The following is an 18,479-nucleotide window of genomic DNA, read 5'->3' as shown; positions in this document are numbered from 1 at the left end:
CTGAAAGGAGGGCGTGATGAACGCCGTACTCAAATCGCAACACGACTACACCATCGCCGATATCACCTTGGCCGCATGGGGCGACAAAGAAATCAAGATTGCTGAAACGGAAATGCCTGGCCTGATGGCCATCCGCGAAGAATTCGCGGCGGCGCAGCCTTTGAAGGGCGCGCGCATCACCGGTTCCATCCACATGACCATCCAGACCGCCGTGCTGATCCAGACCCTGGAAGCACTGGGCGCGCAAGTGCGTTGGGCATCTTGCAACATTTACTCGACGCAAGACCACGCCGCCGCCGCCATCGCTGCCGCCGGCACGCCCGTGTTCGCCGTCAAGGGCGAGTCGCTGGACGACTACTGGGAATACACGCACCGCATCTTCGAATGGCCGGATGCGGACGGCAAGGCTGTCTACTCGAACATGATCCTCGACGATGGCGGCGATGCGACCCTGCTGCTGCACCTGGGCGTGCGCGCGGAAACCGACCTGTCGGTGCTGGCCAACCCCGGTTCGGACGAAGAAATCTGCCTGTTCAACTCGATCAAGAAGCACTTGCTGGCCGATCCGACCTGGTACTCGAAGCGCCTGCCGGAAATCTTGGGCGTGACGGAAGAAACGACGACCGGCGTGCACCGTTTGTACCAGATGCACAAGGAAGGCAAGCTGGCTTTCCCTGCGATCAACGTCAACGATTCCGTCACGAAATCGAAATTCGACAACCTGTACGGCTGCCGCGAGTCCCTGGTCGACGGCATCAAGCGCGCAACCGACGTGATGATCGCCGGTAAAGTGGCCGTCATCGCCGGCTACGGTGATGTCGGTAAAGGTTCGGCGCAAGCCATGCGCGCCCTGTCGGCGCAAGTATGGGTGACGGAAGTCGACCCGATCTGCGCACTGCAGGCGGCAATGGAAGGCTACCGCGTGGTCACGATGGATTACGCGTGCGAACACGGCGACATCTTCGTCACCTGCACCGGCAACTATCACATCCTGACGCACGATCACCTGACGCGCATGAAAGACCAGGCCATCGTCTGCAACATTGGTCACTTTGACAATGAAATCGATGTCGCTTCGTTGAAACAATACGAGTGGGAAAACATCAAGCCGCAAGTCGACCACATCATCTTCCCGTCGGGCCGCCGCATCATCCTGCTGGCCGAAGGCCGTCTGGTCAACCTCGGTTGCGGCACGGGCCACCCGTCGTACGTGATGAGCTCGTCGTTTGCCAACCAGACGATCGCCCAGATCGAGCTGTACGCGAACACGGCCAACTACCCGGTCGGCGTGTACACCCTGCCAAAACACCTCGATGAAAAAGTCGCCCGTTTGCAACTCAAAAAGTTGAATGCGCAGCTGACGGAACTGACGCAAGAGCAAGCCGACTACATCGGCGTGCGCACGGAAGGCCCCTACAAGCCCGAGCACTACCGCTATTAATCGGTTGCTTGCCTCGGGAACCTACTGCGCGGCGCGGGGCGCGGCCGGCGATGCTCGCTGTACCTTCGTACAGCTGCGCTTCTCGGCCACGCCGCGCATCCGCTCGCTACGGTTCCTGAGGCAACAAGACTGATCGGTGTACTTTGAAAAGGCCGGCTATGCCGGCTTGCTCCTCTTTTTTGACAGGCTAGAGAAATGCGCTTGCTACTGATTTGGTTTATCAATGCGGCAGCCCTGTTTGCCGTCCCGTATTTGATGCACTCGGTGACGATGAGCAGCGGCTGGACCGCGCTGCTGGCCGCTGCCGTGCTGGGGCTGGTCAATGCGCTGATCCGTCCCTTGCTGATCCTGCTGACCCTGCCCGTGACGTTCCTGTCGCTGGGCCTGTTCATTTTGATCATCAATGGATTCCTGTTCTGGCTGGTGGCGCAGGTGATCGATGGTTTCCATGTCGCCAGTTTCTGGTCTGCCGTGGGCGGCGCCATTCTGTACAGCATCATTTCCTGGGCCTTGTCGACCTTACTTTTGAGTAACGACGATGGAAAAGCATAACTTCAGTATTGAGTTTTTCCCGCCGAAAACCCCGGAAGGGGCGGAAAAGCTGCGCGCCACGCGCGTCAAGTTGTCTGAATTGCATCCGAAGTATTTCTCGGTGACGTTCGGCGCGGGCGGCACCACGCAGCAGGGCACGCTGGACACCGTGCGCGAAATCCTGGCGGCCGGCGAACAGGCCGCGCCGCACCTGTCTTGCGTCGGCGGTTCGCGTGCATCGATCCGCGCCGTGCTGGCCGACTTCAAGGCCGCCGGCGTGAAGCGTATCGTGGCCTTGCGAGGCGACTTGCCGAGCGGCTACGGCGCCTCGGGCGAGTTCCGTTACGCCAACGAGCTGGTGGAATTCATCCGCGCCGAGACGGGCGACCATTTCCATATCGAAGTGGCCGCCTATCCGGAGGTGCATCCGCAAGCCCGTTCGCCGCAAGACGACCTGAACGCGTTCGCGCGCAAGGTGCAGGCCGGCGCCAATGCCGCCATCACCCAGTACTTCTACAATGCCGACGCGTATTTCCAGTTTGTCGAGCAGACGCAGAAGATGGGCATCAACGTGCCTATCGTGGCCGGCATCATGCCGATCACGAACTACACGCAGCTGATGCGCTTTTCGGACATGTGCGGCGCGGAAATTCCACGCTGGGTGCGTCTGAAACTGGCCAGCTTCGGCGACGACAGCGCGTCCATCAAGGCTTTTGGCCTGGACGTGGTGACGGGCCTGTGCGAACGCCTGCTGGAAGGCGGCGCGCCAGGCTTGCATTTCTATAGCATGAACCAGGCGGCGCCCACGACGGCCTTGTGGCAGCGCCTGGTGAAATAAACCGTTCTGATGCGTTAGAGCAGATCGCCCTCGGTCACGATGTGATCGAGGGCGATGTCGTATTCGCCGTTGGGAAAATTTGCCGCCAGGCAGGCATAGGCGACGCCGAGGGTGCGCGGACGGGGCGTGGCCGCCAGGGTGCGGTCGTAATAGCCGCCGCCATAGCCGAGGCGAAAGCGTTCCTGATTAAAACCCAGGCAGGGCACAAGCAGGGTGGCGGGCGCCGGGCGCAGGCGCAATTGCTCGGGCACGGCCACGCCCATGCCATCCTTGACCATGGGCTCGCCCGGCGTCCAGTCGGAAAATGCCAGCGGCGCATGTTTTTCCAGCACCACCGGCAAGCTTAATTGCACGCCGCGCGCGGCCAGCTGCGCATATGCCTCGTGCAAGTCCGGCTCGCCGTGCAGGGGCCAGTACACGCCCAGTTCCTTGACGTTTTCTTGCGCGCACCAGTCGAGCAGGCGCTGCGCGATGGCCGCATCCCACCTTGCTCGCGTGGTCTCGGGCAGGGCGCGCCTGGCCGCCAGCAAGGCTTTGCGCAAGCTGGCTTTTTCCTGTGGCGCAATGGGTGGCCGTGTAGCCGGATCGCATGTTATTCTAGGGTCGCTATTCATATCACCATCAAGTTAAGATTGAGAGTCGTACATTGATTTCCCCACTGAAATGGATTGCCGGCACGATGCTGTGTGTTGCATCGGCCTTGTCTCCCCTGGCCGCCCTGGCCCAGGTATCCGCCACCGTCCCCCCAGCCGCCCCCGACACGCGCAGCGAGGACGATGCCTTCCTGCTGCTGCGCGACGCCGCGCGCAAGGATGACGTCGAAAAAGCCGACTTTTATGCGGGGCGCCTGACGAATTACCAGATTCCCTCGTATGTTGACTATTATCGGCTGAAACCGCGCATCAAACTGCTGACCGAGGCGCAATTTCGCGATTACCTGAACCGCTACAAGGGCAGCGCCATCGCCGACCGTTTCCGCAACGACTGGCTGCTGGAACTGGGCCGCAAGCGCGACTGGGTCGTGTTCGATGAACAATATCCGCAATTCGCCCTCGACGACGATACCCAGCTCAAGTGCTATGCGCTGATGTCGCGCGCCGCCAAGGGCCAGAACGTGGCGTCCGAGGCGCGCAAGCTGCTCGTCTCGCCACCGGGCTATGGCGAAGCGTGCGGCAGCCTGATCGCCGCACTGGCGCAAAATGGCCAGTTCGACGCGAACGACCTGTGGGCGCAGATCCGCCTGGCGGGCCAGACCAACGCCACGGGCCCGGCGCGCCGCATCGCGCTGCTGCTGGGCGCGTCCGACGCGAAGATGGCGCAAGCGATCGATTTGCCCGCGCTGGTGCTGGCCAAGGGGCCGGGCGCCAGCCGTGCCGACCACGAGATGTACCTGGTGGCGGTGGGCCGCATGGCGAAAAGCACCTTGAAACTGGGCGTGGTGGCGCTGCAAAAGGCCAGTGCGCAGCTGACGGCGCAGGAACAGGCTATCGGCTGGGCCAGCCTGGCCCTGCAGGCGTCGTATTCGCTGGCGCCGGAAGCATTCGAATATTGGCAAAAAACCAATGGCGCACCGCTGACCCAGGAGCAGATGCAATGGAAGGCGCGTATCGCCTTGCGTGAAGGCAACTGGCCCCAGGTGAAGGCGACGATTCAGGCCATGCCGGCCTCGCTGCGCGCGGACCCGACCTGGGTGTACTGGCTGGCGCGCGCGCAGCAGGCGGAAACGCCGGGCCGCCCGAATGCGCAGGCTGACGCCCTGTACCGCACGATCAGCGATCAATCGAATTTCTACGGCTTGCTGGCCAATGAAGAGCTGGGCAACCACCTGGTCTTGCCGCCGCCGGGCCAGCCCGTCACGCCGGCGGAAATCGCCGCCATGGCCGCCAATCCGGGGCTGCAGCGCGCCTTGAAATTCTTCAATATGCGCTTGCGCTTCGAGGGCACGCGCGAGTGGAACTGGGAATTGCGTTCGATGACGGACCGGCAACATCTGGCCGCCGCGGAGTTTGCGCGCCAGAACAATGTGCTCGACCGCATGGTCAATACTTCCGACCGCACGCGCCTGGAAGTGGACTATACGCAACGCTATCCGACGCCGCACGACGACGTCATGCATCCGGCCACGCAAACCCTGGGCCTGGACAAGGCCTGGGTGTACGGCTTGATCCGCCAGGAATCGCGCTTCATCATGGATGCGCAGTCGCACGTGGGCGCGTCCGGTTTGATGCAGGTCATGCCGTCGACGGCACGGTATGTCGCCAAGAAGATCGGCCTGACCGATTTCGTCACGGAAACCTTGAGCGATGTGCGCACCAACGTCTTGCTGGGCACGAATTACCTGAACATGGTGCTCGGTGGCCTGGACGGTTCGCAAGTGCTGGCCAGCGCCGCCTACAACGCGGGGCCGGGGCGCTTGCGCATCTGGCGCGCCACCATGACGCGGCCGCTGGAAGGCGCCGTCTTTGCCGAGATCATTCCCTACACGGAAACGCGCGGCTACGTGAAGAACGTGATGGCCAACGCCACGTACTACGCGGCCCTGTTCGAAAAAAGCCCGCAATCGCTGAAAGCGCGCCTGGGCACCGTGGGGCCGAAAAACAGCGCCGTCGCGGCCGATTTGCCATCATCCAACTAAAGCTAGCCGACCATGCAAACGACCATCCTTGACCCCAGCCTGACGCAAACCCTGGCCGCTGCCCGCGAGCCGGGCCTGACCCTCATCATCGGCAACAAGAATTACTCGTCGTGGTCGATGCGCCCGTGGGTGGCCATGACGGCCTTCGGTATTCCGTTCCATGAAGTACGCGTGCTGCTCGACCAGAGCGACACGGCCACCAAAATTGCCGAATATTCGGCTTGCGGCCGGGTGCCCGTGCTGCTGGCGGGCGAGATCACGATCTGGGACAGCCTGGCCATCTGCGAATACCTGGCCGAGCAGTTTCCAGATAAACACCTGTGGCCGCAGGATGTGGCCGCGCGCGCCATGGCGCGTTGTGTCTGTGCGGAAATGCATTCGGGCTTTACCGGCTTGCGCACGGATATGTCGATGAATATCAAGGCGAAGTTGCCGGGCCGTGGCCGCACGGCCGCCGCGCAGGCCGACATCGGCCGCATCAGCGAAATCTGGGAAGAGTGCCTGTCGCGCTTTGGCCACCACCAGTTCCTGTTTGGCGAGTTTTCCATCGCCGATGCATATTTCGCCCCTGTCGTCATGCGTTTCCGCACGTATGGCGTGTCGCTGGCACCGGCCCTGAACGCCTACTGCGAGCGCGTGCAGGCGCACCCGGCGGTGGCCCGCTGGATCGCGGAAGCGCTGGCGGAAACGGAAACGGCGCCCAAGCACGACGCGGAACTCCCCGATTAAAGAAAAGTGACCATGAAGATTTACACGGTCGGTGGCGCGGTGCGCGACCAACTGCTGGGCTTGCCCGTGAAAGACCACGACCACGTCGTCGTGGGCGCCACGCCGGAAGACATGCTGCGCCAGGGTTTCCGGCCCGTCGGCAAGGATTTTCCCGTCTTCCTGCACCCGAAGACGCAGGAAGAATACGCCTTGGCCCGCACGGAACGCAAGACGGCCCCCGGCTACCGGGGTTTCGTCTTCCACACGGCGCCCGACGTCACCCTGGAAGACGATCTGGTGCGGCGCGATCTGACCATCAACGCCATCGCGCAAGCCGAGGATGGGACGTTGACCGACCCTTTCGGCGGCGTCGCGGATATCCAGAACAAGATCTTCCGTCACGTCTCCGACGCGTTCGGCGAAGACCCCGTGCGCATCTTGCGCCTGGCCCGCTTTGCCGCCCGTTTTCATACTTTCACTGTCGCACCGGCCACCATGGCGCTGATGCGCCGGATGGTGCTGGACGGAGAAGTCGATGCCCTGGTGGCCGAGCGCGTGTGGCAGGAAGTGGCCAAGGGACTGATGGAAAGCCATCCTGCGCGCATGCTGACGGTGCTGCACGAGTGCGGCGCCCTGGCGCGCATCATGGGGGAAATTACCATCAGCGAGCGCTTGCTGCAGGTCGTCGACCACGCGGCCGCACAAGGTCATGACTTGCCCGTGCGCTTTGCCGCCTTGATGCTGCATTTGAGCAAGGATGCCATCGAGCAGCTGAGCGAGCGCCTGCGCGTGCCCAACGAGTGCCGCGAACTGGCCGTCATGGCAGCGCGCGAGCGGGACAATATCAACGGCGCGCTGGACTTGGGCGCCGAAGCCATCGTCAGTCTGTGCGAACGCTGCGACGGCTTGCGCAAGCCGCAGCGCTTCGTGCAACTGCTGCAGGCCGTGGCTTGCGACGGACTGGTCACCGGCGACTTTCCCCAGGCGGCGCGGCTGCAGGGCGGGCTGGACGCGGCGCGCGGCGTGAATGCGGGTGCGCTGGCGCAAGGCTGTACGGAGCCGAAACGCATTCCCGAAGTCATCCATGCGGCGCGGGTGGCGGCCGTGGCGGCCTTCCTGGCCCAGGCTTGAACGGCGGGAATAGGCTACAATGGCGCCATGATGTTGCACTGCACAATAACGGCCTGACGTGCCGCAGCACCGCCCCCAGGAGTCGACGTGACCTTACCCAAGCTGTTTCAAAACCCGTTTCGCCGCTGGCTCAGCCGTAGCGGCGGCGGGCGCCCGACCGTGCTCGTCAAGCAGTTGCATGAGCGCGACCGGCGCCGCATGATGAAGCATTTTCTGTCGCTCGAGAAAAGCGACCGTTTGCTGCGCTTCGGCAGCGCCTTGCCCGATGAACTCGTCGCGCAGTACGTGCAAAAGATGGATTTCTCGCGCGACATGATCTACGGCGTCTACAACAGCCTGTTCAAACTGGTGGGCGTGGGCCATCTGGCGTTTGCGCCGAAGGACCAGTCGCCGGCGAAAAGCGTGGTGACGGACAAGGAGCAGGTGGCGGAATTTGGCGTGTCCGTGTCGAAATCGATGCGCGGCATGGGCGTGGGTTCGAAACTGTTCGAGCGGGCGGCGATTCACTGCCGCAACAACGATGTCGATACCCTGTACATGCATTGTTTGTCGTCCAACAAGACGATGATGCATATCGCCAAGAAGGCGGGCATGGAAATCCAGCGCGACTATGGCGAAGCTGATGCTTATTTGAAACTGTTGCCGCCGAACCCGACGAGCATGCTGCAGGAAGCCGTGCAAGAGCAGTTCGCCATGTTCGACTATACGTTCAAGGCGAATGCGCGCGCCGCCAGCAAACTGTTCGAACGCTTGCCGGGGCGCAAGAAGCAGCCCGGGCCGCCATCACAATAAGGGCAGGGCCGTCGTATCCTTGATGCGCTGCAAGGCAAAGCTCGATTTCACGTCCAGCACGGCCGGGTGGCGCAGCAAGGTAGCCATCATGAAGCGCGAAAAGTGCTCCATATCTTCCACGTGCACGCGCAACAGATAATCCATTTCGCCCGTCATCGCATAGCAGGCCACCACTTCCGGCCAATGCGCCACGGCCACGGCGAAGTCGGCGCGCGGCGAGGTATTCGTCACCAGATTCGGCGCCAGCACGCGGGCCGTGCTGTGGGCCGTGGCGTCGCTGTGCTTTTCCAGCCGCACGTTCACGTAGGCCAGCAAGCCCAGGCCGATCTTTTCCGGGTCCAGCAGGGCCACGTACTGGCGGATCACGCCCGCTTCTTCCAGTCGTTTGACGCGGCGCAAGCATGGCGACGGCGACAGGCTGACCTGCTCGGCCACGTCCTGATTCGACAGGCGGCCATCGGCCTGCAGGACGGCGAGGATCTTGCGATCCGTTTTATCCAGCGTAATTTTGCTCATGCTTCCTCCGGTGGTTCGTATTTCACGCAATATTATTGCGCAAATCATGATTGTTCGGGAGATCTTTGGCATTTAATGCCCGTGACCCACGCCTATACTGTGCGCTACTTCTTGGAGGAGACATCATGCAATTTCAGCCTTGGGATAACCCGATGGGTACCGATGGTTTCGAGTTCGTCGAGTATGCAGCACCAGACCCAAAAGCATTGGGCAAGCTGTTCGAGAACATGGGATTCACGGCCATCGCGCGCCACCGTCACAAGGATGTCACCCTGTACCGTCAGGGCGACATCAATTTCATCATCAATGCCGAACAAGATTCGTTCGCGCAGCGTTTTGCCCGCCATCACGGCCCGTCCGTGTGCGCCATCGCCATCCGTGTCGACGACGCGGCCTTCGTGTACCGCCGCGCGCTGGAACTGGGCGCCTGGGGTTTCGATAACAAAACGGGTCCGATGGAGCTGAATATCCCCGCCATCAAGGGCGTGGGCGATTCGCTGCTGTACTTCGTCGACCGCTGGCGCGGCAAGGGCGCCGACAAGCCGGACGCGGCCGCACCGGGCGGCATCGGCGACATCAGTATCTATGACGTCGATTTCGTCGCCATTCCCGGCGCCGTCGCCAATCCCGTCGGCCATGGCCTGACCTACATCGACCACCTGACGCACAATGTGCACCGTGGCCGCATGAAGGAATGGGCAAGCTTCTATGAAAACCTGTTCAACTTCCGCGAAGTGCGCTACTTCGACATCGAAGGCAAGCTGACGGGCCTCAAATCGAAGGCCATGACCTCGCCGTGCGGCAAGATCCGCATCCCGATCAACGAATCGTCGGACGACAAGTCGCAGATCGCCGAATACCTGGACCAGTACCATGGCGAAGGCATCCAGCACATCGCCCTGGGCACGGACAATATCTATGCCTCCGTGCAAGGCATGCGCGATACGGGTATCGATTTCCAGGACACGATTGAAACGTACTATGAGCTGGTCAACCGCCGCCTGCCGAACCACGGCGAGCAGCTGGAAGAACTGCGCCGGCTGCGCATCCTGATCGATGGCCACAGCACGGAAAACGAACGCGAACTGCTGCTGCAGATCTTCACGCAGACGGTGATCGGTCCGATCTTCTTCGAGATCATCCAGCGCAAGGGCGACCAGGGCTTCGGCGAAGGCAACTTCCGCGCGCTGTTCGAGTCGATCGAGCTGGACCAGATCAAGCGCGGCGTGCTGAAAGATACGAACGCGGCCTAAGCCGGGGGCTGTTTGTCGGCTTACGCCGTTCCGGCTAAGCCGACCTACACGAATGGCCCGGTAGGCCGGATTAGCGGGGCCGCCGAGGCGCAGCGTCATCCGACATTGCCAGCAAGCGGCCAATATCTGTAGGTCGGATGAGCGCAGCGTCATCCGACATTGCCGACATTGCCAGAAAAAGAAGCAGCAAAAAGGCAAGAACACGGGAGTGCAGCGCAGCAAAGAACTGCGCGCCTTCCTGTGGTAGTCTACGACAAACAAGTCATTTTTCCGCACCGGCATTGCTCATAAAGCGCGGCCGGTACGTGTGAGTTCAACCGACCTGCACGCGTAGCACAGAGAATAATGGAGACAAGTAATGAATGCACCAATCAAGGGCTCGAGTCTTGAGCCGGGCGCGCACGCGTCCGAAATTTCCCTGAACGACAAATACACCCTGGAGCGTGGCCGCGCCTTCATGACGGGCACGCAAGCGTTGATCCGCCTGCCCATGCTGCAGCGCGAGCGCGATGTAAAAGCTGGCCTGAATACGGCCGGCTACATCACCGGCTACCGCGGTTCGCCTGTGACGTCCGTCGACATGACGGCGATCAAGGCCAAGAAATACCTCGATGAACACCACGTCAAATTCCACCCGGGCCTGAACGAAGACCTGGCCGCGACGGCCGTCTGGGGCACGCAGCAGACGAATCTGTTCGAAGACGCGAAATACGACGGCGTGTTCGGCATGTGGTACGGCAAGGGTCCCGGCGTCGACCGCTGCGGCGACGTCTTCAAGCACGCGAATAACGCCGGTTCCGCCAAGCACGGCGGCGTGCTGGTGCTGGCCGGCGACGACCATGCGGCGAAATCGTCGTCCACGGCGCACCAGTCCGACCATATCCTGAACGCTTGCGGCATCCCCGTGCTGTACCCGTCGTCGGTGCAGGAATACATCGATTACGGCTTGCATGCCTGGGCCATGAGCCGCTACACGGGCTTGTGGGTGTCGATGAAATGCGTGACCGACATCATCGAGTCGGGCGCCGCCGTCGATTTCGACCCGGACCGCGTGCAGATCACCCTGCCGACGGACTTCGAGATGCCGGCCGGCGGCCTGAACATCCGCTGGCCCGACACGGTGCTGGAACAAGAAGTCCGCATGAACAGCTACAAATGGTATGCGGCGCTGGCGTATGCGCGTGCCAACAAGCTCAATAAAATCATCTGGGACAGCCCGAAGGCGCGCATCGGCATCATCACGGCCGGCAAATCGTATCTGGACACGCGCCAGGCGCTGGCGGATCTCGGCATCGACGAGCAGACGGCGTCCGACATCGGCATCCGCCTGTACAAGATCGGCATGACCTGGCCGCTGGAAGCGGACGGCGTGCATGAATTCGCCAAGGGCCTCGACGAAATCCTCGTGGTGGAAGAAAAGCGGCAAATCCTCGAATACGCGCTGAAGGAAGAGCTGTACAACCTGAAGGACGGCGAGCGTCCGCGCGTGGTCGGCAAGTTCGACGACACGGGCGAGTGGAGCAACCAGAAGGGTACGGGGCACGGCGACTGGCTGCTGCCGGCCACGTATGAACTGAACCCGGCCATGATCGCCCGCGCGATCGCCAGCCGCATTTCGCGCTACTACGCGGGCCATCCGGTCGAGCAGCGCGTGAAGGAACGCATCGCCTACCTGGAAGCGAAGGAAAACGTCCTCAAGGCCATCAGCGTAAAACCCGATCCGCAAAAGGACCGCACGCCGTTCTTCTGCTCCGGCTGCCCGCACAATACCTCGACCAAGGTGCCGGAAGGCTCGCGCGCGCTGGCCGGCATCGGCTGCCATTACATGGTGCTGTGGATGGACCGCGAAACGTCGACCTTTACCCACATGGGCGCCGAAGGCGTCACCTGGGTGGGGCAGGCGCCGTTCACGAATGAAAAGCACGTGTTTACCAACCTCGGCGACGGCACGTATTTCCACTCGGGCATCCTGGCCATCCGCGCGGCCGTCTCGGCCAAGGTCAACATCACCTACAAGATTCTGTTCAACGATGCGGTGGCCATGACGGGCGGCCAGGAATTCGACGGGCCATTATCTCCGGCCATCATTTCGCGCCAGATCGCCGCCGAAGGCGTCGGTCCCATCATCGTCGTCACGGACGAACCGGAAAAATACCCGGACGATTACGCCTGGGCCGAAGGCGTCACCGTGCGCCACCGTTCCGAACTGATGGACGTGCAGCGCGAGCTGCGCGACATGCCCGGCGTGTCGGCCATGATCTACGACCAGACCTGCGCCTCGGAAAAACGCCGCCGCCGGAAACGCAATGAATACCCGGACCCGGCCAAGCGCGCCGTCATCAACGAAGCCGTCTGCGAAGGCTGCGGCGACTGCTCCGTACAATCGAACTGCCTGTCGGTGGAACCGCTGGAAACGGAACTGGGGCGCAAGCGCCAGATCAACCAGTCGTCGTGCAACAAGGATTTCTCGTGCACGACGGGTTTCTGCCCCAGTTTCGTGACGGTGGAAGGCGGCGGCCTGAAAAAGCCGAAAAAGGCGGCTGCCGCCGACAAGGATGCGCCAGCCGCACCGGCCTTGCCGACGCCAAGCATTCCATCGACGGCCGAGCCGTTCGGTATTCTGGTGACCGGCATCGGCGGCACGGGTGTCGTCACCGTCGGCCAGATCCTGGCCATGGCGGCCCACGTGGAAGGCAAGGGCTGTTCCGTGCTGGACATGAGCGGCCTGGCGCAAAAGGGCGGCCCCGTGATGTCGCACGTGCGCCTGGCGGACCGCCAGGAAGATATCCACTCGACGCGCGTCGGCACGGGTGCGGCCGACCTGGTGATCGGCTGCGATTTGATCGTCACGGCCAGCCGCGACGCCCTGTCGCGCATGGGAGAGGGGCGCAGCTGGGCCATGATCAACTCGACCAGCTCGTCGACGGCCGCCTTCGTGAAGAATCCGGACTGGCAATTCCCCGGCGCTTCGGCGCGCATGGAAATCGAAAAGGCCTGCGGCAGTGACCACGTCGACTTCATCGACGCGGGCCAGATCGCCACGGCGCTGATGGGCGACTCCATCGCGACGAACATGTTCATGCTCGGTTACGCCTGGCAAAAGGGCAAGGTACCCTTGAGCGAAGCGGCCATCATGAAGGCCATCGACTTGAACAACGTCTCGGTGGCATTCAACAAGGCGGCCTTCAACTGGGGCCGCGCGGGCGCCCACGATGCGGCCAGTCTGGTGCGCATGACCACGCCAGCGAAGGTGGTGGAATTCAAGCGCATCGACACGCTCGACGACATCATCGAAAAGCGCGTGGCCCTGCTGACGGCTTACCAGGACCGCGCGTATGCGCAGCAGTATCTGGACTTCGTCGGCCAGGTGCGCGCCGCCGAAAGCGCACTGAACGGTCCGCACTTGCGCCTGACGGAAGCCGTGGCCCGTTACTTCTACAAGCTGATGGCCTACAAGGACGAGTACGAAGTGGCGCGTCTGTACACGGACGGCGCCTTCCAGGCGAAGATCGCGTCCATGTTCGAAGGCGACATCAAGCTCAAGTTCCACCTGGCGCCGCCGATCATGGCGAAAACGGATGCCCAGGGTCATCTGATCAAGAAGGAATATGGCCCGTGGATGCTGAAGGCCTTCGGCGTGCTGGCCAAGTTCAAGGGCTTGCGCGGCACGGCCTTCGACGTGTTCGGCCATACGGCCGAGCGCAAGATGGAGCGTGCGCTGATCGCGGAATACCGCGCGACGGTGGGCGGCTTGCTGCCGAAGCTGACGACGGCCAAGCTGGCGCAAGCCGTGGCGATCGCCAGCATTCCGGAAGACATCCGCGGCTATGGCCACGTGAAGGAGCGTCATTTGAAGGCGGCGAAAGAGAAAGAAGCGAGTCTCTTGATCGCCTTCAATGCGCCGACGCCGCTGCCGCCCGTCGTGGCAGCACCCGTGGCGGCCACTGTGGCGTGATGGAGTGAGTTCCTCGCTGTAGCAATGGCGCCTGCGGGCGCCATTTTTTTTGTATCAAAGAAAGCAACGCTTGCTGGCGAAACGCATTATAATTTTTCGATAATTTCTTTATGGAAAGTTTCTCATGCATTTCCTGCGACTTGGCTCCCTCGCTGTTTCCCTCGTATGTGTGTTGAGTGCCTGCGGCGGGGGCGGAGGCGGCAGCAGCGACAGCGCGCCCGTCGTCCCGCCCGTGACTCCGACAGGGCCGACGGCGCTGGTTGCCTCCTCCACGGTGGCGAACCGTTGCGAGGCGCCGCGCAGCGGCAGCAGCATCGACAAGCCGGGCAGCTTGCTCGATGAGCAGACGTGGGTGCGCAGCTGGATCGATGAAACGTATCTGTGGTACCGCGAAGTGCCGACCACCTACCTGCCGCAAAGCTTTTCCACGGCCAAGGCGTATTTCGATGTGCTCAAAACAACGGCCACGACGGCGTCCGGCAAGCCGAAGGACCAGTTCCATTTCACGTATACGACGGCCGAATGGGAAGCCTCGCTCAACGGCGTGGAGCTCGGTTACGGCATGTTGCTGGCGCTGACGCGCACCACGCCGCCGCGCAAGGCCGTGATCTCGATCGTCGAGCCAGGCTCGCCGGCCGACCTGGCGGGCTTGCGCCGCGGCGATGAGCTGCAAACCGTCGATGGCACCGATTTCGTCAATGCCCCCGACGCTGCCAGCGTGAAGATCATTAACGCCGGCCTGTTCCCTGCAGCGCAAGGCACGCACACGCTGGCGTTCAGCCGCAATGGCTCGCCCCTCTCGGCGAACCTGCAGGCGGTGGAAGTGAGCACGAGCGCCGTGCAAAACGAGCGCATCATCGACACGCCCACGGGCAAGGTGGGCTACCTGACCTTCAACACCCACAACAACGTGGCCGAACGCCAGCTGGTCGAGACCATGCGCCGCTTCCAGGCGGCCGGCATCAGCGACCTGGTGCTTGACGTGCGCTACAACGGCGGCGGCTATCTCGATGTCGCCAGCGAGCTCGCCTACATGATTGCCGGTCCGCAAGTCACCACCGGCAAGACCTTCGAGCAGGTGCTGGCCAATGACAAGACGCGGCCGGAAGCGCCCGTGCCATTCCACACGCAAAGCCAGGGCTTTGCCGGGCCGAATCCCTTGCCCAAGGGCACGCCTTTGCCTTCGCTGGGCCTCAAGCGCGTGACCTTGCTGACGACGGGCAATACCTGTTCGGCCAGCGAAGCCATCATCAACGGCTTGCGCGGCGTCGACGTGCAGGTCAACCTGATCGGCGGCACGACGTGCGGCAAGCCCTATGGTTTCTATCCCACGCCGAATTGCGGCACCACGTATTTCGCCGTGCAGTTCCAGGGTGTCAACGCCAAGGGCTTTGGCGACTTTGCCGATGGTATGGCGCCAACGTGCGACGTGACGGACGATTACCAGCACGCGCTGGGCGATCCTGCCGAAGCCATGCTGGCGGCGGCGTTGCGCTACCGCGGCAGCGGCAGCTGTACCCCGGCCACGGGCGCGCTCAGGCTGCCGGGTTCGATGGCGAGTCCGGCCGAAACGGCCGCGCGGCTGCTGCGCCCGGCCTACAAGGAAATTGCTGTATTGAAATGATAAAACCCCATGTTGCCCCCCTTCCTGGATGAGGGTGGGGCATCTTTCTTCTCATAAATATTTCTATATAACAATTATGATATATAGAAAGACGAATCCATTCGTTCTGTAATTGCTGGCATCTTGATATCTTTCGCCTTCTCCCTAACCTTGAGAAGCGCAAAGATGCCTATACAATTCAAGTTACCACCGCTCACCGTAGCCGTACTGGCCATCCTTGGCGGTTCCGCATGGCAGGCGCACGCGCAGACGCAAGCGCCCGCAGCGGATCAGCAGCCGGCGGCCACCCCGCCAGCCGTCGTGGTCACCGGTTCGCGGATTCCCCGCGCCAGCCTGGAGGGACCATCGTCCGTCACCATCCTGACGGGCGATGAAATCACCAAGCAAGGGTACAAGAACGTCTTCGATGCGCTGACCAACCAGGTACAGAACAGCGGCTTTACGCAAGGCGAGGACTTCGGCAACACGTTTACGCCGTCGGCCAATACCATCAGCCTGCGCGGCCTCGGTCCGAACCACACCCTGATCCTGCTCAATGGCCGCCGCCTGGCCGACTTCCCCGTCGCCTACGAAGGCACGGTCAACTTCACCAACCTGGCGAATATCCCGTCGAGCATTGTCGACCGCATCGAGATCCTCAACGGCGGCGCCTCGGCCATCTATGGTTCCGACGCGATCGCCGGCGTGGTCAACGTCATCCTGAAAAAGCAGACGGAAGGTTTCGATATCAACGTCAAGGCGGGCGGCACCACGCGCGGCGGCGCCGGCAACCAGCGCGTGCAGCTGACGGGCGGCGGCAATTTCGACAAGCTGCATACCTTGTTCAGCGTGGAGCTGAGCCAGCGCGATCCGCTGTCGAGCCTGCAGCGCGACTTCATGGCCACCCGCTCGGGCACGCCGACGAATATCGCGTCGCGTCGCTTGGTAAAGGCGGGGACTTCCGGCACCTATGTGGACCTGGGCGACACCTGCACGCAGTTCGGCGACCTGTTCGGCGGCAGCACCGTCAAGTATCAGGCGAAGAACGGCAGCTATTGCGCCAGCCCGAAAGTGGGCCCCACTTACTGGACCACGCAAACCAAGAACCGCAGCCAGAACGTGTTCGGCAGCGCCAACTATGAGCTGTCGCCGGAAACGACCTTGTTCGCCGACTTCCTGATCGGCAAGAACTCGACCGAGAACAACACGCGCGGCCCGACGTGGACGTCGTCGTCGACGGGCAGCAGCTATTTCCGCAACCAGAATACCGATCGCTACGAAGCGTGGACGCGTTACATCTCGCCCGAGGAAATGGGCGGCGTGGAGCGCTACAACCGCAAGTGGGAGGACCTGGCCACAGCCATCTCGCTGGGCGCCAAGGGCCGCGTGCCGGGCACCAGCAGCTGGCAATACGAAGCCAATTACAATGCCTCGGTGTACAAGAGCGAAAGCCACACGCCGCGCGCGCTGGCCAATATCGACAGCTTCTTCCTGGGTCCGAAACTGGGCACCGATGCCGCCGGCGTGCCGGTCTACGCGCCGGATCCGGCACGCCTGTCGCGCCGCGTGACGGCGGCCGAGTTCGACAGCATCACGGGCAATTCCGACAGCGACGACAAGGCCTGGACGAATACCCTGAGTCTGGCTACCAACGGCGACCTGTTCCAGCTTCCCGCTGGCGTGGCGAAGATCGCCACCATCGCCGAAGTGGGCAAGCAGGGCTTCAGCAACGTGCCCGACGCGCGCCTGAACGAAGGTTACTTCAACGTCGCCACCAAGTCCGACATCACGGCCGGCACGCGCACCCGCTATGCGCTGGGGGCGGAAGTGAACCTGCCGCTGCATGAAAAGCTGACCGGCACCCTGGCCGGCCGCTACGACCGCTACAGCTTTGCCGGCCGCCATGACGGCAAGTTCACCTATAACGGCGGCCTGGAACTGCGTCCCGCGCCGGAGCTGCTATTTCGCGCCAACTACGCCACCAGCTTCCGCGCGCCGGACATGAACTACATCTACAAGGCGCGCGGCACCGGTTACTACTCGAGCACCACCGACTATTACCGCTGCGGCGTCGCCGGGCAGGCCATCGATGATTGCGACTACGCGAACAAATCGCCGGGCGCCGACTATGTGCAGAACGGCAGCAAGGATCTGCAGTCGGAGAAGGGCAAGTCGTTCGGCGTGGGCGCCGTCTGGTCGCCGACATCCAATTTCGACGTCTCGGTCGACTACTGGAATATCAAGATCGACGACCTGGTAACCAACCTGAGCTCCGACAAGATACTGCGCGATGAAGCCGATTGCCGCCTGGGCAAGACCGACATCAACTCGCCGACCTGCGTCGATACCCTGAACCGCGTCGAGCGCTTTGCCGCCAATGCGCTGAACCGTGCCGGCGAGATCAAGACCATCACCGTCAATCCGATCAACGCGGCCAAGCAGAGCAGCAGCGGCATCGACATCAGCGTCAAGTATTTGCTGCGCACGACGGACTATGGCCGCTTTGCCTTCAAGGCCAACTACGCCAAGGTGCTGAGCAATAAATCGCAGCAATTCGTCGGCGACGAAGAGATCGACGAGCTCAAATCGCTGAACAATTCGGACTGGCGCGACAAGCTCAACCTGAGCGTGAACTGGAGCGCTGGCGACTGGTCGAACACCTTGCTGGTCAGCCGCTACAGCAAGATCCCGAACGCCGCCGGCAAAGCCTATCTGACGCCGACGGCGCTGGCCAACATCAGCACCGTGTACCGCATCAACGACCGAGCCACCTTGTCGCTGATCGTCAACAACGTATTCGACAAGATCAAGCGCGACGACAGCGGCGGCTGGCCGTACTATCCGGTGGGCAGCTACAGCCCGCAGGGACGCCAGGGATGGGTCGAATTCAATTACCACTTCGGTAGCTGAAACCCGGGGCCAGACCCCCGCGAACGTTGGCGCAAGTCTCTGAGTCAGCGGCATTGAGGGTCTGACCCCAGCCTTTGCGGTGTTGGAGGTGTCCAGTCCTAAAATAGGTTGACAGTATTTATTGCTGCACAAACGCCCGATGCACCGCATCGGGCGTTTTGTACTT

13 protein-coding genes are annotated in these 18,479 nt (G+C 62.2%); 11 read left to right on the top strand and 2 right to left on the bottom strand.

From position 1 onward, the window contains the following. Positions 1 to 16: 16 nt before the first annotated feature. The 3 genes from ahcY (at position 17) to metF (ending at position 2,810) form a co-directional block, all read left to right on the top strand. Positions 17 to 1,441 (top strand): adenosylhomocysteinase, encoded by a 1,425-nt coding sequence (gene ahcY / locus AC1Q6X_RS09175; RefSeq protein ID WP_070289496.1) that lies wholly within the window; start codon positions 17 to 19, stop codon positions 1,439 to 1,441. A 195-nt stretch (positions 1,442 to 1,636) separates the two neighbouring features. Continuing rightward, a complete protein-coding gene (locus AC1Q6X_RS09170) occupies positions 1,637 to 1,993 on the top strand; it encodes a phage holin family protein (RefSeq protein WP_034783534.1) in 357 nt (118 codons plus the stop codon). Next, complete coding sequence (metF, locus tag AC1Q6X_RS09165) at positions 1,980 to 2,810, top strand: methylenetetrahydrofolate reductase [NAD(P)H] (protein ID WP_492496564.1); 831 nt, start codon at positions 1,980 to 1,982, stop codon at positions 2,808 to 2,810. The genes AC1Q6X_RS09170 and metF overlap by 14 nt, the downstream gene beginning before the upstream one ends. Positions 2,811 to 2,824: 14 nt before the next feature. Here the strand turns inward: metF and AC1Q6X_RS09160 are convergent, their stop codons facing one another. Further along, positions 2,825 to 3,424 carry a 5-formyltetrahydrofolate cyclo-ligase gene (locus tag AC1Q6X_RS09160; protein WP_492496562.1) on the bottom strand — a complete coding sequence of 200 codons (600 nt, stop codon included), beginning with the start codon at positions 3,422 to 3,424 and terminating at the stop codon, positions 2,825 to 2,827. Positions 3,425 to 3,489: 65 nt separating this feature from the next. Here AC1Q6X_RS09160 and AC1Q6X_RS09155 point away from each other — a divergent pair, with 65 nt between their 5' ends. The 4 genes from AC1Q6X_RS09155 (at position 3,490) to AC1Q6X_RS09140 (ending at position 8,076) form a co-directional block, all read left to right on the top strand. After that, positions 3,490 to 5,445: a lytic transglycosylase domain-containing protein gene (locus tag AC1Q6X_RS09155; protein ID WP_492496560.1), complete on the top strand. Its 1,956-nt coding sequence runs from the start codon at positions 3,490 to 3,492 to the stop codon at positions 5,443 to 5,445. A 12-nt stretch (positions 5,446 to 5,457) separates the two neighbouring features. After that, positions 5,458 to 6,174 (top strand): glutathione S-transferase family protein, encoded by a 717-nt coding sequence (locus AC1Q6X_RS09150; RefSeq protein WP_070220832.1) that lies wholly within the window; start codon positions 5,458 to 5,460, stop codon positions 6,172 to 6,174. Positions 6,175 to 6,186: 12 nt separating this feature from the next. Continuing rightward, complete coding sequence (locus tag AC1Q6X_RS09145) at positions 6,187 to 7,284, top strand: multifunctional CCA addition/repair protein (protein ID WP_492496558.1); 1,098 nt, start codon at positions 6,187 to 6,189, stop codon at positions 7,282 to 7,284. An 87-nt stretch (positions 7,285 to 7,371) separates the two neighbouring features. After that, positions 7,372 to 8,076, top strand: coding sequence for a GNAT family N-acetyltransferase (locus AC1Q6X_RS09140; RefSeq protein WP_070220830.1), 705 nt, complete (start codon positions 7,372 to 7,374; stop codon positions 8,074 to 8,076). Here the strand turns inward: AC1Q6X_RS09140 and AC1Q6X_RS09135 are convergent. Beyond that, positions 8,068 to 8,592 carry an Lrp/AsnC family transcriptional regulator gene (locus AC1Q6X_RS09135; protein ID WP_070220829.1) on the bottom strand — a complete coding sequence of 175 codons (525 nt, stop codon included), beginning with the start codon at positions 8,590 to 8,592 and terminating at the stop codon, positions 8,068 to 8,070. The two genes, AC1Q6X_RS09140 and AC1Q6X_RS09135, sit on opposite strands and share 9 nt — an antisense overlap. A 125-nt stretch (positions 8,593 to 8,717) precedes the next feature. Here AC1Q6X_RS09135 and hppD point away from each other — a divergent pair, with 125 nt between their 5' ends. From hppD to AC1Q6X_RS09115, 4 genes are all read left to right on the top strand, one after another. Then, positions 8,718 to 9,845, top strand: coding sequence for a 4-hydroxyphenylpyruvate dioxygenase (gene hppD, locus AC1Q6X_RS09130; RefSeq protein ID WP_070313026.1), 1,128 nt, complete (start codon positions 8,718 to 8,720; stop codon positions 9,843 to 9,845). 358 nt (positions 9,846 to 10,203) lie between these two features. Continuing rightward, a complete protein-coding gene (locus tag AC1Q6X_RS09125; protein ID WP_492496555.1) occupies positions 10,204 to 13,800 on the top strand; it encodes an indolepyruvate ferredoxin oxidoreductase family protein in 3,597 nt (1,198 codons plus the stop codon). Between the two features lie 124 nt (positions 13,801 to 13,924). Next, positions 13,925 to 15,424, top strand: a complete 1,500-nt coding sequence (locus tag AC1Q6X_RS09120) for a S41 family peptidase (RefSeq protein WP_492496553.1) — start codon at positions 13,925 to 13,927, stop codon at positions 15,422 to 15,424. 165 nt (positions 15,425 to 15,589) lie between these two features. Then, the gene (locus AC1Q6X_RS09115) at positions 15,590 to 18,313 is read left to right on the top strand and encodes a TonB-dependent receptor plug domain-containing protein (protein WP_492496551.1); all 2,724 of its coding nucleotides are present in this window, start codon (positions 15,590 to 15,592) and stop codon (positions 18,311 to 18,313) included. The last annotated feature ends 166 nt before the right edge of the window (positions 18,314 to 18,479 follow it).

The sequence above is a fragment of the Janthinobacterium sp. GW823-FHT06H09 genome, from assembly GCF_058794735.1.
The sequence above is the reverse complement of the archived record's forward strand: the minus strand, read 5'-3'. Positions and strand labels throughout refer to the sequence as shown.

Bases quoted from the DNA above. Each gene is read 5' to 3' on its own strand.
- ahcY (WP_070289496.1), top strand. From the start codon at position 17: ATGAACGCCGTACTCAAATCGCAACACGACTACACCATCGCCGATATC.
- AC1Q6X_RS09170 (WP_034783534.1), top strand. From the start codon at position 1,637: ATGCGCTTGCTACTGATTTGGTTTATCAATGCGGCAGCCCTGTTTGCC.
- metF (WP_492496564.1), top strand. From the start codon at position 1,980: ATGGAAAAGCATAACTTCAGTATTGAGTTTTTCCCGCCGAAAACCCCG.
- AC1Q6X_RS09160 (WP_492496562.1), bottom strand. From the start codon at position 3,424: ATGAATAGCGACCCTAGAATAACATGCGATCCGGCTACACGGCCACCC.
- AC1Q6X_RS09155 (WP_492496560.1), top strand. From the start codon at position 3,490: ATGCTGTGTGTTGCATCGGCCTTGTCTCCCCTGGCCGCCCTGGCCCAG.
- AC1Q6X_RS09150 (WP_070220832.1), top strand. From the start codon at position 5,458: ATGCAAACGACCATCCTTGACCCCAGCCTGACGCAAACCCTGGCCGCT.
- AC1Q6X_RS09145 (WP_492496558.1), top strand. From the start codon at position 6,187: ATGAAGATTTACACGGTCGGTGGCGCGGTGCGCGACCAACTGCTGGGC.
- AC1Q6X_RS09135 (WP_070220829.1), bottom strand. From the start codon at position 8,592: ATGAGCAAAATTACGCTGGATAAAACGGATCGCAAGATCCTCGCCGTC.
- hppD (WP_070313026.1), top strand. From the start codon at position 8,718: ATGCAATTTCAGCCTTGGGATAACCCGATGGGTACCGATGGTTTCGAG.
- AC1Q6X_RS09125 (WP_492496555.1), top strand. From the start codon at position 10,204: ATGAATGCACCAATCAAGGGCTCGAGTCTTGAGCCGGGCGCGCACGCG.
- AC1Q6X_RS09120 (WP_492496553.1), top strand. From the start codon at position 13,925: ATGCATTTCCTGCGACTTGGCTCCCTCGCTGTTTCCCTCGTATGTGTG.
- AC1Q6X_RS09115 (WP_492496551.1), top strand. From the start codon at position 15,590: ATGCCTATACAATTCAAGTTACCACCGCTCACCGTAGCCGTACTGGCC.